Annotated in this window: 13 protein-coding genes; 9 read left to right on the forward strand and 4 right to left on the reverse strand. The window is 50.3% G+C overall.

The window, feature by feature from the left end; genetic code table 11:
* The first annotated feature begins 58 nt into the window (after positions 1 to 58).
* The 6 genes from BN1044_RS14195 to dagF are packed head-to-tail and all read left to right on the forward strand — an operon-like array spanning position 59 to position 4,564.
* Positions 59 to 490 (forward strand): PTS sugar transporter subunit IIA, encoded by a 432-nt coding sequence (locus tag BN1044_RS14195; protein ID WP_139130956.1) that lies wholly within the window; start codon positions 59 to 61, stop codon positions 488 to 490.
* 48 nt (positions 491 to 538) lie between these two features.
* A complete protein-coding gene (locus BN1044_RS14200; protein ID WP_046458054.1) occupies positions 539 to 1,024 on the forward strand; it encodes a PTS sugar transporter subunit IIB in 486 nt (161 codons plus the stop codon).
* Between the two features lie 58 nt (positions 1,025 to 1,082).
* Positions 1,083 to 1,835, forward strand: coding sequence for a PTS mannose/fructose/sorbose/N-acetylgalactosamine transporter subunit IIC (locus BN1044_RS14205; protein ID WP_025800853.1), 753 nt, complete (start codon positions 1,083 to 1,085; stop codon positions 1,833 to 1,835).
* Entirely contained in the window at positions 1,832 to 2,698 is an 867-nt protein-coding gene (locus tag BN1044_RS14210) for a PTS system mannose/fructose/sorbose family transporter subunit IID (RefSeq protein ID WP_025800854.1), read from the forward strand. The genes BN1044_RS14205 and BN1044_RS14210 overlap by 4 nt, the downstream gene beginning before the upstream one ends.
* Positions 2,699 to 2,709: 11 nt before the next feature.
* On the forward strand, positions 2,710 to 3,834 hold the full coding sequence (gene dgaE, locus BN1044_RS14215) for a D-glucosaminate-6-phosphate ammonia lyase (protein WP_072309259.1): 1,125 nt from the start codon (positions 2,710 to 2,712) through the stop codon (positions 3,832 to 3,834).
* Positions 3,821 to 4,564, forward strand: a complete 744-nt coding sequence (dagF, locus tag BN1044_RS14220; RefSeq protein WP_072309260.1) for a 2-dehydro-3-deoxy-phosphogluconate aldolase — start codon at positions 3,821 to 3,823, stop codon at positions 4,562 to 4,564. Before dgaE ends, dagF begins: the two co-directional genes overlap by 14 nt.
* A gap of 71 nt (positions 4,565 to 4,635) precedes the next feature.
* Here the strand turns inward: dagF and BN1044_RS14225 are convergent, their stop codons facing one another.
* Positions 4,636 to 5,814: a sugar efflux transporter gene (locus BN1044_RS14225; protein WP_081329596.1), complete on the reverse strand. Its 1,179-nt coding sequence runs from the start codon at positions 5,812 to 5,814 to the stop codon at positions 4,636 to 4,638.
* 336 nt (positions 5,815 to 6,150) lie between these two features.
* Here BN1044_RS14225 and BN1044_RS14230 point away from each other — a divergent pair, with 336 nt between their 5' ends.
* Together BN1044_RS14230 and BN1044_RS14235 are read left to right on the forward strand one after the other, a co-directional pair.
* A complete protein-coding gene (locus BN1044_RS14230) occupies positions 6,151 to 6,411 on the forward strand; it encodes a type II toxin-antitoxin system RelB/DinJ family antitoxin (RefSeq protein ID WP_072309329.1) in 261 nt (86 codons plus the stop codon).
* Between the two features lie 35 nt (positions 6,412 to 6,446).
* Positions 6,447 to 6,716: a type II toxin-antitoxin system RelE/ParE family toxin gene (locus BN1044_RS14235; RefSeq protein WP_072309330.1), complete on the forward strand. Its 270-nt coding sequence runs from the start codon at positions 6,447 to 6,449 to the stop codon at positions 6,714 to 6,716.
* A 121-nt stretch (positions 6,717 to 6,837) separates the two neighbouring features.
* Here the strand turns inward: BN1044_RS14235 and torA are convergent, their stop codons facing one another.
* Both torA and BN1044_RS14245 read right to left on the reverse strand, forming a co-directional pair.
* On the reverse strand, positions 6,838 to 9,354 hold the full coding sequence (torA, locus tag BN1044_RS14240; protein WP_072309261.1) for a trimethylamine-N-oxide reductase TorA: 2,517 nt from the start codon (positions 9,352 to 9,354) through the stop codon (positions 6,838 to 6,840).
* A gap of 12 nt (positions 9,355 to 9,366) precedes the next feature.
* Positions 9,367 to 10,530: a NapC/NirT family cytochrome c gene (locus tag BN1044_RS14245; RefSeq protein ID WP_072309262.1), complete on the reverse strand. Its 1,164-nt coding sequence runs from the start codon at positions 10,528 to 10,530 to the stop codon at positions 9,367 to 9,369.
* Positions 10,531 to 10,894: 364 nt separating this feature from the next.
* Between BN1044_RS14245 and BN1044_RS14250 the strand changes: the two genes are divergently transcribed.
* Positions 10,895 to 12,070, forward strand: a complete 1,176-nt coding sequence (locus BN1044_RS14250; RefSeq protein ID WP_072309263.1) for a M20 aminoacylase family protein — start codon at positions 10,895 to 10,897, stop codon at positions 12,068 to 12,070.
* Between the two features lie 27 nt (positions 12,071 to 12,097).
* Here BN1044_RS14250 and BN1044_RS14255 read toward each other — a convergent pair whose 3' ends face one another.
* Entirely contained in the window at positions 12,098 to 12,364 is a 267-nt protein-coding gene (locus tag BN1044_RS14255; protein WP_072309264.1) for a DksA/TraR family C4-type zinc finger protein, read from the reverse strand.
* Between the last annotated feature and the right edge of the window lie 20 nt (positions 12,365 to 12,384).

The following is a 12,384-nucleotide window of genomic DNA, read 5'->3' on the forward strand; positions in this document are numbered from 1 at the left end:
TTGCTATATCAGCCATAGAAACCTTTTATTTCTTTGACTGAATGCCAGGAGGCTCATTTTGTCTACCACCGCTTCACATTCTCTACCACAGATTTTACTGCTGACTCACGGCGGCTGGGGCAGCCAGCTCTGCGCCAGTCTGCGAATGGTTGCCGGAGATATTCAAGGCGTGACCGAAATTGCGCTAATGCCGGTAGATACCTTTAGCGAGTTTTTCCAACGCGTTGAACAAGCCGTGATCGCCATGCCGAAAGGGTCGCTAATCCTGACTGATTTTATCGGTGGAACCACGTCAAACGTAGCGGCTCGGCTGAGCGTGGATTATCCCATCGGCGTGATTTGCGGCCTTAATGCGTCGCTGCTGCTACAGGCTTTAGAGCTGCGCGAAACCGGATTGTTGACCGAGTGCGTCGAAGAACTGGTTGAAGCAGGGCGTGATAGCTGCCTCGACGTGGTGGCGCATATCAATAACCTTCAGAACAACGCGTAACCCATTAAATCCGAAATATAAAACCGAATAACGAAAAAGGAAAATCACATGGCTAGCATCGTTTTATGTCGTATCGACAGTCGTTTAATTCATGGTCAGGTTGTCACTAAGTGGGTTGGGCAATCTCAAGCAAACCGCATTGCGGTGGTCAGCGACGAGTTAGACGCCGATCCATTTATGAAAAATATCTATCTGATGGCGGCACCGCCAAGCATCAAAGTAGATTGCTATAGCAACAGCAGTTTTGCCGCCGCGTGGAAAGAGAATCAGCTGGGCGAAGGGAAAGTGCTGGTGCTGTTCCCATCGCTGACGGCGGTACAAGACGCCGTGCATCAAGGCTTTGATGTGCAGAATATTCAGGTCGGTGGGTTAGGCGGCGGCCCAAGCCGCAAAGCTGTTTTCCAAAACATTACGCTAGACGATAAAGACGTGGGCATTTTGGGCGATCTGAAAGATCACGGTATTAAGGTGTTCTTCCAAACCATCCCAGAAGATAAGCCGCAGTCGTTAGAAGACATTCTAAAAAAATACTAATTGTCTTTGCGTGCCAATTTTGATTGTTGACCATGGATTTTGACCAGAGGAAATCACTATGGATACCTTGTTTATTGCTATCAGTATGGGGCTGTATTACTGGTTTGCCCGTTTACGCCTTGGGTACACCTTTTCAGGCATGCTGGTTCAGCCGATTGTTATTGCCGTGTTCGTTGGGGTGATTTTGGGCGATATGCAAACCTCAATGATTATTGGGGCTGGCATGCAGTTGGTGTATCTCGGCGTTACCTCAACGCCGGGCGGTAATGTGCCTTCCGATCCGGCTCTTGCGGCCTGTATCGCGATCCCGATTGCCGTTCAGGCTCATATGGAGCCTAACTTAGCCATTGCGCTGGCGATCCCGTTTGGTGTGATCGGCGTGTTCCTCGACCAGCTACGTCGTACGCTGAATGCGGCGTGGGTACACATGGCGGATAAATACGCCGAAGAAGCCAATACCGGCGGCATTATGCGTTGCGCATTTTTATATCCTGCGCTGCTGGGGTTAGTACTACGTTTCCCAGTGGTATTTGGTGCCAACTATTTCGGCCAGAGCGTGGTCGAGAAGTTCCTCGCCCTGATGCCGCATTGGTTAACGCATTCGTTTGAAATTATGGGCGGCATTCTTCCTGCGCTCGGGTTTGCCATCACGATTATGGTGATCGGCAAGAAAAGTCTGCTGCCTTGGTTTATCGGTGGTTTCTTCGCGGTGCTTTATCTCAAAGTCGACATCATGGCGATGGCTATTTTCGGCACCTGCGTAGCATTTTTGGTGAAAGGTTTGGCAAAGAATGAAGGAGCATCATCATGAGTGAATCAACCCCAGACATCATGCAGCACGAATTAGTGGAGCGTGCTCGCCAGAGTTCGGCGCTCACCAAAGGCGATATTACCAAAGCATGGTTTATTTATTGGCTAGGTGCCGAGGTTTCCAGCTCCTATGAACGTCTACAAAGCCTGATTTTCTGCGCCTCGATGACGCCGATTATCAAAAAGCTCTATCCCGAAAAAGAAGAGAGAGCCGAAGCGTTAAAGCGCCATTTGAACTTCTTCAACACTGAACAAACGTTTGGTGCGGTGATCCAAGGCGTGGCTATTGCCATGGAAGAGCAGAAGACGCGCGGTGAACCCATTTCTGATGCATCGATCACCGGGATTAAAACGGGATTGATGGGGCCGCTGGCAGGTATCGGTGACTCGGTAATCTGGGCCGCGGTGATGCCTTTGCTGATCGCGATCTTCATTCCATTTGCTGCCAAAGGAAGCGCATTCGGCGGGATTTTACCGCTGGTGCTCTACACCGGTATTACGCTGGCGGTCAGCTACGGACTGGTACATAAAGGCTATACCCTTGGGCGCGATTCCATCATTACCTTGCTGCAAGGTGGGCGAATCAAAGAGCTGATTTACGGTGCCAACGTGCTGGGGCTAATCATGATGGGCGCGCTATCGGCAAGCTACGTCAAGATAACGTCACCGCTCAAAATCAGCGCGCTTGAAGGTTCTGAAATTGTTGTGCAGCAGATATTAGATTCCATCGCGCCTGGGCTTTTGCCACTGGCCGCGGTGTTCTCTATCTACTTCTATCTCACCAAAAAAGGCCCGCGTTACACCACAATTTTGCTTTCGGTGGTGGTGATTAGCGTGGTGTGTTCGCTGCTTGGTGTGCTGTAAGGAGAGTTGCAATGAGTCAAAATATTTACCAACGCCTAGGGCTAAAACGAGTGATTAACGCCTGCGGAAAAATGACCATTCTGGGTGTTTCTGCGGTATCTCCCGAAGTGATGGCTGCCACGGCAGAGGCTGCCGGGGCGTTTGTGGAAATTGATGCTCTGGTCGATCGCACCGGCGAGCTGGTATCAGAACACACCGGTGCGCAGGATAGCTACATAACCTCTTGTGCGTCGGCGGGGATTGCTATCGCAGTGGCGGCGGTAATCACTCGCGGTGAGCCAGACCGCGTGGCGATGATGCCGGACAGCACTGGCATGGCCAACGAAATTCTTATCTTACGTGGTCACAATATTGATTATGGCGCGCCGATCACCAGCGCCATTCGTTTGGGCGGCGGACGCGTTGTTGAAGTGGGACAGAGTAACTTGGCTGCGCGCTGGCAGCTTGAAAAAGCGGTCAGCGAACGCACTGCGGCGCTGTTGTTTGTGAAATCTCACCACAGCGTGCAAAAAGGGATGCTCACGATTGAAGATTTTGTGGCGGTCGCCAAACAGTCCCAGCTGCCGCTCATTGTTGATGCCGCCGCCGAAGAAGATTTGCGCCAATACATTGCTGGTGGTGCCGATATGGTTATTTACAGCGGAGCCAAAGCCTTCAATGCGCCAACGTCGGGATTTATTACGGGCGGGCGTGAATGGATCCGCTGCTGCAAAGCTCAGCATCACGGAATTGCGCGAGCCATGAAAATCGGCAAAGAAAACATGGTCGGCTTGGTGAAAGCGCTGGAGCTTTATGGCGAAGGCATCGCCAATATGACGCCAGATAAACTGACCTCCACGGTCGAGGCGATATCAGCACTGCGCGGGTTTAGCGCCGAGATTGAGCAAGACGAAGCGGGACGTGAGATTTGGCGTGTTCAGGTACGCGTTTACTCTGATGTTTTGGGGTTAGATGCGCGACAGATTGAGGCGATGCTGCGAACCGGTGAAATTGCTATCTACACGCGTCGATACTTCCTGCATCAAGGCGTTTTCAGTATCGATCCCCGCACATTAGATCAACATGATTTAACCACGATCGTTGAAAGACTGGCACAGATCGCAGGCGAACAGGAAAAGCATTATGCAAAGCATTAATTTTTACCAAGGACGCGTTGCCATCAACGTGCTAGCCAAAAATATTGAAAATGCGCGAGCGGTGTATGACGCCGCTGAAGGACATGCCGTCATTGGTGTGTTGTCAGCACAGTTCGACAGCGTGGAGCAGGGGATTGAAGAGGTTAAACGCTGGCAGCTTCAGGTGCCTTCGATTTCAGTGGGATTGGGGGCAGGCGATCCTGCTCAATTTTATAAAGCCGCGATGATTGCCGCCGCCACCGGCGCGGCGCATGTTAACCAAACCTTCACCGGATGCGGCTTTGCCGCAGGCGCGTTGGCTCAGGCTGGGCAGTTGCATACGCATATCAATGCGTTAGTGAGCCCAACGGGAAAGATGGGGCAAGTACAAATTTCAACCGGTGAGCGCAGTGCCAAAGGAGATAAAGCCATTGTTTCCTGCGATAGCGCGGTGAATATGATGTTGGATATGGGCGCACACGCGGCGAAATTTTTCCCAATGGGCGGGGAGCGTAGCTTAGCTGAGCTAAAAGCCTTGGCGGAAAGCGCGGCGCGTAACGGCATGACCCTGATAGAACCGACGGGCGGTATTGATTTAGACAACTTTGGCGTAATTTTACAAACCTGTTTGCAGGCTGGTGTGGCGCGGGTAATGCCACATGTCTATACCTCGATCGTCGATCCGCAAAGTGGTGAGACACGTCCAGAAGACATCAGACAACTGATGGATATGATCAAAGCCATTGTGTAGATAATGCTCTGTAGCAGAAGGGACGCTGGGATCTCATTTCCAGCGTTCCCATTCATAGTCAACCGTAGAGGTTACGCTTCTTTTATTTTCCACATACAGGCCACGCCGGCAATCAACAAAACCAGCGAAACAAAAAAGACAGCGTAGTAGTTCCAAAATTCCGCAATAAAACCAGCCACAGAGCCTGCAAATATCCAACCAGTACGCCCCGCAGTGGTAAATAAGGTGGTGGCTGCACCCGCTTGCCCCGGCATTAAATCCTGAAAATACAGCATACCAATTCCCGCCAGAATGCCGATAAAAACGGCGTTGAGCAGCTGTAATGCTAGCAGTGCCCAAGGTGCGGTAAAGAAGAGTAGGCCAGCATAAAAAGCCAAGCCTGCGGCAAGCGCAACCATCATTAAAAAGCGTTTACCGAAACGCTTAGCGTAATAGCCTGCAATTAGCATGGTAGGAATTTCTAGGCCTGCGGCGGTGCCCATCATTACGCCGGCCAGTTTGTCCGGCAAATGCAGTTCATGAATGATATACAACGGCATATTGATGAGATACATGCTGTTGCAGGTCCACATCAACGTGCAGGCGGCAAAGAGCAGAAGAGTATCGCGGCGATTACGGCGTGGCGCATCCAGCACGTCTGTTGTGCGTACGACCGCTTTTGGCATCGAGGGCAGCGTGTACCAAACAATTAAACCGCATACTAAAAACGTCGTCATCGCCGCCAGATACATAAACGGAAAACCAAAGCCGAGCGCTAGTGCGAACGAAATCGGTGGCCCAATCACCCACGCCAGAGAAACTTGTGCACGCAAAATTGAGCTGAACATCACCGCTTCTTTACCGGTTTTATCTGCATATTCACGAGCTAGAGCAAACATCTGTGGGTTGGCGGTAGATCCAAAACTGGTGAGCATGACGCCGACGACGAGCAATAAATAGTAGTTACGGTTATAGGCGAACAGCAGACAGCCCGCAGCGCCAAGGATGCAGCACAATAAAATCAGCTTTTTTCGATCGCCAGAGCGGTCTGAACGTGCGGCGAGAAACTGACTAACAATAATTCCAATCACTGCGCTGCCGGTATAGAACAGTCCAACCATGAACGGGCTTTTAACCACTTCGGTGGAGAGGAACAGGCTGAGCGTTGGTGTTTGTAATGCGCCTGCGATACCGGTCAAAAAAGCCACAATCAAGAATGAGGTGGAGGTTAAATCGGGCAGACGGCGGAGTGCGGTCAAATACATGCGCATAGGTTTATCAGGGATCAGTCAGAGGTGAACGGGGAACTTCAGGGCGGGCATGTTACGCTCGAATGTTAAAAATGAAAAGCTGTTTCAGCCACTGGACTGTAAGAAAGTCATACAAAAGATGTGGGATAGATAATGCGTGATAATGAATGGATAACTAGCTGAAAAATAGTTTGCGAAGAGCATTCCACTATTTTTCCTCAGTTCTGACTTTTGTCTGTAAAACGTAATAATTGCGGTAGTCATAATTACGGAGGAAGAACGATGAATTCACTTGCCTTGTGGCTACGATGTGGCTACATTTATGGTCATAAAACACTCAGTCTATGGAGCGATATTATGACGAAAAGTGATGTGGTGAGGGCAAGAGTTTCCCCAGCGGTTAAAGCAGCCGCAATGGAAAATGCCAGTGCGTTAGGAACCGATCTTTCAACGATCATTCGGTTATTAGTTAATCAGATTGCTGTGACGGGTGAGGTACCCGCAGAATTACTTAAACCGAATGCAAAAACGTTGAAGGCGATTCGCGATCTGGAAGCCGGTATTGATGTGCATCGCGCCAGCGATATTGATGAATTGAAGGCAGATCTCGGCTGGTAGTTCGTTGGGAAACCATGATGCAAGGATTGCTCATCATGTTAATGATTGTTTATCAGCATCGTTTTAAAAAAGATGCTAAACGCTTTATGGGTAACCTAGCTGTTCAGAGCATCATTCTGCGAACCGTGGCTTTGCTACAGTCAGGGGAGCCGTTGCCGGAACGGTACCGAGAACATAAGTTGGTCGGGAACTATATTGGCTATCTTGAATGCCATGGAATGCCCGATCTTCTCTTGATCTATCAGCGTACCGAAACTGAGTTAAGGCTATACCGCGTGGGGAGCCATGCAGAGCTATTTGATTAGCTTTGTTTCATTAGCTTTGTTTAATTAGCTTTGCTTGATTCAGCATGGTTGATCACAACAATGTGATAAAAAACGGGGCCGAAGCCCCGTTGATGATACGGCTAAAGTGCAGAGTGAGACACTATGCGCCAGTCGGTACCGCATGTGCGGTGTTAGTGAGTGCAGGACCCTGATATTTTTCGATCTCAACCTGTGCCATTTGGCCGCAGTTACCTTGCGCCAAGCTGGATGAGCCAATATCAAACGTCAGGCAGTTCACGTTGCCGTTTTTACACAGCGATCCTGGCGTTGCTGGATCTGCCGGATCGAACCATGCGCCTTCGCTGATGCGGATCACACCCTGACGCACATCTTCAGTGACCACTGCGCCAACTAAGATCTGACCGCGATCGTTAAAGGCACGCACTAAGTCACCGTTGCTGATACCGCGAGTTTTAGCATCAGCCGGATGGATTAGAATGGCCTCGCGATCGGCTACCGCATATTTTTTACGCAGCGGCGTATTGTCTAGCTGGGAATGCAGGCGGTTGATCGGATGTGCAGTATTCAGAGACAAAGGATATTTTGCCGCTTCTGGCCCTTTATACCATTCATGCGGTGGCATCCATGTTGGAATACCTTTGCAGTCTTCGTAGCCCATTTTCTCAATGGCGTCAGAGTAGATTTCGATTTTACCGGACGGTGTACCTAATGGATTTAACAGTGGGTTTTCGCGATAGTCAGCGAAACGTACCCACTGTTTATTCTCTTCAGGTACCGGGAAGCGAACATAGTTGTTTGATTCCCAGAACATATCGAACGGCGGCAATGCCACACGAGCTGCGCGAGCCTGTGTTTTCATGTCGTCATACATGCTTTTCAGCCACTGGGTTTCGTCTTTGCCTTCGGTAAAGGCATCCTGAACCCCTAGTTTTTCTGACAGACCAGCAAAGATATCGAAATCGCTACGCGATTCGAACTGCGGTGGTACGCACTGATGCATAGGGAATACATACAGCTGAGAATAGTCACCGCCCATTTCCAGATCGTTTCGCTCGTAGCTGGTGGTGGTGGGGAATACGATATCCGCATGCTTGGCCGTTGCCGTCCAATAAGGTTCATTGACTACAATGGTTTCAGGTTTTTGGAAAGCTTTCACCAGCGAGTTTGTATCTTGATGTTGGTGGAAGGTGTTACCGCCAGCGACGTAAACCATTTTCACTTCAGGATAGGTAACCTGAGCGCCATTAAAATTAATGGTTTTGCCTGGATTCATTAAGCATTCGGCAATACGCGCAACGGGAATTGGCGTAGGCGTATTTTTCGGTGAGTTTCCAGCCGAAATACCCGCCAAGATCCCGCCTTTAGCCGTAGGACTGCCGCCTGAAGAGTAGTGATAGCTAAAGCCAAAACCACCGCCCGGCAGACCAATTTGTCCCAACATGGCGGCAACGGTCACCAGCATCCAGTGTTGCTGTTCGCCGTGGTGCTGACGCTGAATGCCCCAACCACCCATAATCATGGTGCGATTCTTCGCCATATCACGCGCTAGCTGGCGAAGCACGTCGGCATCAACGCCGCTAACTTCGGCTGCCCAGTTAGCATCTTTGACGATGCCATCGTCCTGACCCATAAGATAAGCTTCGAATTTATCAAAGCCAACGGTATAGGTTTTCAGGAAATCAGGGTTATGCAGTTTTTCTGCCAGCAGCGTGTGGGCAATACCAATCAGCATGGCGGTATCGGTGTACGGACGCGGTGCAATCCACTGAGCATTCACGAATTTTGCGCTGTCGTTGTGTACCGGATCGATGCTGATGATCCGTGTCCCTTTTTTCTTCAGCGCCTCAAAGCCAGTTTGGCCGACGTGATCAGGCACGTTCCAGCTGTTTTTTAATGTGATCATGGGGTTACATCCCCACAGAATCACTAACTGGCTATTCTCGATAACGTTTGGCCATGCGGTTTGTTGTTCATAAACTTCCATTGAACCAACCACATGAGACATGATGACCTGCGCGGCTCCGGTCGAGTAGTCACCCGCATAGCCTAAAAAACCGCCGCTTAGGTTCATCATACGTTGCAGCAGTGTACGGCTATTGTGGAGCATACCCACGCTCTTCCAGCCGTAAGAGCCTGCATATATAGACTGTGGGCCATGCTCTTTTTGCAGGCGTGCGATTTGATCGCTCACTAACGTCAGGGCTTTATCCCAGCTTACTCGCACCCATTCGTCGCGGCCGCGCAGTTCTGGTTGGCTATTGGCAGGGCCGCCTTCTAGCCAGCCTTTACGTACCATCGGGTACTTAATGCGGTTTTCTGCATGTACCTGATACGGTGCCATGGTGATGAGTTCATTCGGGTACGGATCGTCACTAATGGCCTTAACATCCACCATTTTGCCGTCTTTCACGATGGCCTCGAAAGCGCCCCAGTGTGCAGCGGTGAGTATGCCGGTTTGTGCCTGACGTAGGGCGGTAAACTGTGGCAACGCTTGGCTGATGGCCTGTGCTAATGCCGATTTAGGCCACAAACCAGCCATCAATGGCACGCTCAATACGGCACCTGCGCCGGTCAGAAAGCGACGGCGGCTGACCTGCAGCGGCTTCTGTTCGAAATCACTGACGTTTTCAACGTGGGAGTTCAGATTTTTTTTCATTGTTATGGCTCCTTAAATCTTATTCGACTGATTGGCAGGCATATCGCTGGCGTGTTTCTGAACGTATTGTGTCAGAACGCGCAGCTGTTCCTGCGTCAGAGAAGTACGTGGAGCCATGCCTTTGACTACGCCGATCCATTGGTTGGCGTTGAAGCGGTCAAGCGCCGTTAAACCATGGCAGCCGGTGCAGTTGGCAGACATCATGTCAGAAGCGTAATGCCAAATTTTTTGTTGGTCATCAACCAGCTGTTTTTTCGGCAACCACACCTGCAATGCAACCTGATGCCAAACCAGCCCGGTTTCGGCGTCTTTAACCGTGCTTAGGGTTTTCAGTTGTTTACGTGCATCTTCGCCCACTAAAACGCTAAGGATACGTTTACCTTGCGCGGCGTAAAACACTTCAGTTACCCCATCCTGTTGCCAGCCGGCAACGTCGGCTAATACGCGATCGCCTTGACGTTTCACCACTTTCACTTCGGTGGATGGCATCAGGTTACCGGCGTTGTGCTGGGTTTCCTCAGCGCTCAAATAGAATGGTTCGGTAGCGATGGTGTACAGCGTGGTGGCGCTGTCTGGCGTTTTCGCTGCGGCGCTGGCCAACTCGCTGGCACCGGCGGCGGCTAATCCGCTCATGTCTGGCAGGATATGAGCAACGCCTTTGTGGCAATCGATACACGTTTCACCATTTTTAATGGCAACCGGATGCTGCTGACGAGCTTCTGGTTTCTGTGCGATAACGTCCATCGCGTCGTAGCTATGACATGAGCGGCAGGTTGCGGAGTCGTTTTTCTTCAACGTATCCCACACGCTTTGCGCCATGGCGAGCTTATGCGCCTCATATTTTTCAGGCGTATCGATTTTACCTGTCACTTCGCCATAGACGTCTTTCAATGCGGCAACTTTGGTGAGTAGATAATCGATAGGTTGGTGTGGAACGTGGCAGTCGGCGCATTCGGCCCGGATGCCTTTGGTGTTTTGGAAGTGAATACTGCCCTGATATTCGGCGAGAGGCTGTTCCATGGTGTGACATGAAATACAGAATTCTGTGTCACTGGTTTTATGCATAACGGTGGCGGTTCCTGCCAGCAGGGCCGCACCGATGATGATCCCCAACAACAAAAGCCACAGCCAGGCTCTGCTCCGGCGCTTGCCGGGAGTCTGATATCGATTGCTCATAGTTTATTCCATATAATTATTAATATAGTTTTCTTGCCATATTATTTCTGAATCGAATGAATTGATTTATTTTCAATGTCATAGGAATCAAGAATTTGCTAAGTATAGAAAACTTTTGAGCAAATTACCTAAAAAGAAGTAGCAAAATTGAGAGCTTTTTTTGTCGAGTTTTGGGCGCTGGAGATGGTGACCTGAAGCGTTTGCAGTCAGTAACACATTTCGTTAACAACATATGACGTTCTACGGGTACATTTAGGGTTATAAATACCGCGATGGTTATACCGAATCTCTTGAATTGTTTGCGAATGTCATTTGACCGTTTGGTTCCGGCATTGGCTGTTTGAAATCCTCAAAGGTTAAATTAATGAAGAATTTTGACTCCGCAACACTTGTCTCCCAGCTACAACGCTCTCAGGCTCAGTTGGAAAGTATCCGCCATGAATTTCATGCCAACCCTGAGTTGGGTTTTCACGAAACGAATACGTCTAGCAAAGTATCTAAACTGCTCAATGAATGGGGCTACGACGTTGTCACAGGTATCGGTGGAACCGGCATTGTTGCAAGTTTAACCAAAGGGACGGGGACAAAATCAATCGCTTTGCGCGCTGATATGGATGCATTGCCTATTCATGAAGCCAGCGGTGTGAAATATCAAAGCGCCTGTTCAGGAAAGATGCATGCCTGTGGCCATGACGGCCATACGTCAATGCTGCTGGGCGCGGCGCAATGGTTGGCGAGCGATAGCGCAGACTTCAACGGTACCGTCCGTTTGATTTTTCAGCCTTCAGAAGAAGATATGCGTGGCGCGCAGGCCATGATTGACGATGGTTTGTTCACACGATTCCCCGTCGATGCCGTTTACGGTATGCATAATATGCCCGGATACCCACAAGGACATATGGCATTTAAAGAAGGCGCGACGATGGCGGCGGTGGATAGCTTGACCATCACCCTGACCGGTAAAGGCAGTCATGGTTCAACGCCTGAAAAAAGTATCGATCCGATCGTTGCCGGTGCCTCATTGGTGATGGCATTACAAACGATTGTTTCGCGTAATATTGCTGCACAGGATCAGGCCGTGGTCAGCGTCGGTGCTTTTCAGGCCGGTGACGCAGGAAACGTGATCCCGCAGGAGGCGGTGTTGAGATTAAGCATTCGCTCCACCGATGAAGGCGTGCGTAAAAACGTGCTGCAACGGATTCGGACGATTACCGAAGCGCAGGCCGTATGCTATGGCGTTACGGCCTCCATCGAAAGCGCAGTGGCGGGTGTGGTATTGATGAATACGCCGCATGAAACAGCGTTTGCTAAGCAGGTCGCGGTTGAGTTACTTGGCGGCGAAAAAGTTGTAGATATGCCTAACACGTTTATGGGCAGTGAGGATTTCGCGTTTATGCTCAAGCATAAACCCGGCTGCTATTGCATTATTGGCAACGGTGACTCGCCGATGTTGCATCATCCACAGTACGATTTTGACGACCGTAATCTGAGCGTGGGCGCAGCATACTGGGTGGCGTTGGCCCAATCCTATTTGGCATAACGGCGTGAGTGGGTTGGGGTAGTTTGCCTACCTCAACTGACTATCTTTACTTCCTCGGCGGTTGTATCCGCTGGTGGCCTGCTGTTTTTTATCGATTTCCGCCTGACAGTTCACACAAAGCTGCACTCCAGGCAGCGCTTTGCGTCGCGCCTCGGGGATTTCTGCACCACACTCTTCACAAACATGGGCGCTTTCACCGTGACTTAGCTGGCTACGTGCACGTGCAACGGCGTCATCAACCGTCGCGTCAATTTGATCCTGAACCGCCCCATCATTTGCCCAACCACTGGCCATCATCTATCTCCGGTTATTTT

This window comes from Hafnia alvei, from assembly GCF_900095695.1.
Classification (GTDB): Bacteria; Pseudomonadota; Gammaproteobacteria; order Enterobacterales; family Enterobacteriaceae; genus Hafnia; species Hafnia alvei_B.

Bases quoted from the DNA above. Each gene is read 5' to 3' on its own strand.
- BN1044_RS14205 (WP_025800853.1), top strand. From the start codon at position 1,083: ATGGATACCTTGTTTATTGCTATCAGTATGGGGCTGTATTACTGGTTT.
- BN1044_RS14225 (WP_081329596.1), bottom strand. From the start codon at position 5,814: ATGCGCATGTATTTGACCGCACTCCGCCGTCTGCCCGATTTAACCTCC.
- torA (WP_072309261.1), bottom strand. From the start codon at position 9,354: ATGAAAAAAAATCTGAACTCCCACGTTGAAAACGTCAGTGATTTCGAA.
- dagF (WP_072309260.1), top strand. From the start codon at position 3,821: ATGCAAAGCATTAATTTTTACCAAGGACGCGTTGCCATCAACGTGCTA.
- BN1044_RS14235 (WP_072309330.1), top strand. From the start codon at position 6,447: ATGTTAATGATTGTTTATCAGCATCGTTTTAAAAAAGATGCTAAACGC.
- dgaE (WP_072309259.1), top strand. From the start codon at position 2,710: ATGAGTCAAAATATTTACCAACGCCTAGGGCTAAAACGAGTGATTAAC.
- BN1044_RS14210 (WP_025800854.1), top strand. From the start codon at position 1,832: ATGAGTGAATCAACCCCAGACATCATGCAGCACGAATTAGTGGAGCGT.
- BN1044_RS14245 (WP_072309262.1), bottom strand. From the start codon at position 10,530: ATGAGCAATCGATATCAGACTCCCGGCAAGCGCCGGAGCAGAGCCTGG.
- BN1044_RS14230 (WP_072309329.1), top strand. From the start codon at position 6,151: ATGACGAAAAGTGATGTGGTGAGGGCAAGAGTTTCCCCAGCGGTTAAA.
- BN1044_RS14250 (WP_072309263.1), top strand. From the start codon at position 10,895: ATGAAGAATTTTGACTCCGCAACACTTGTCTCCCAGCTACAACGCTCT.
- BN1044_RS14200 (WP_046458054.1), top strand. From the start codon at position 539: ATGGCTAGCATCGTTTTATGTCGTATCGACAGTCGTTTAATTCATGGT.
- BN1044_RS14255 (WP_072309264.1), bottom strand. From the start codon at position 12,364: ATGGCCAGTGGTTGGGCAAATGATGGGGCGGTTCAGGATCAAATTGAC.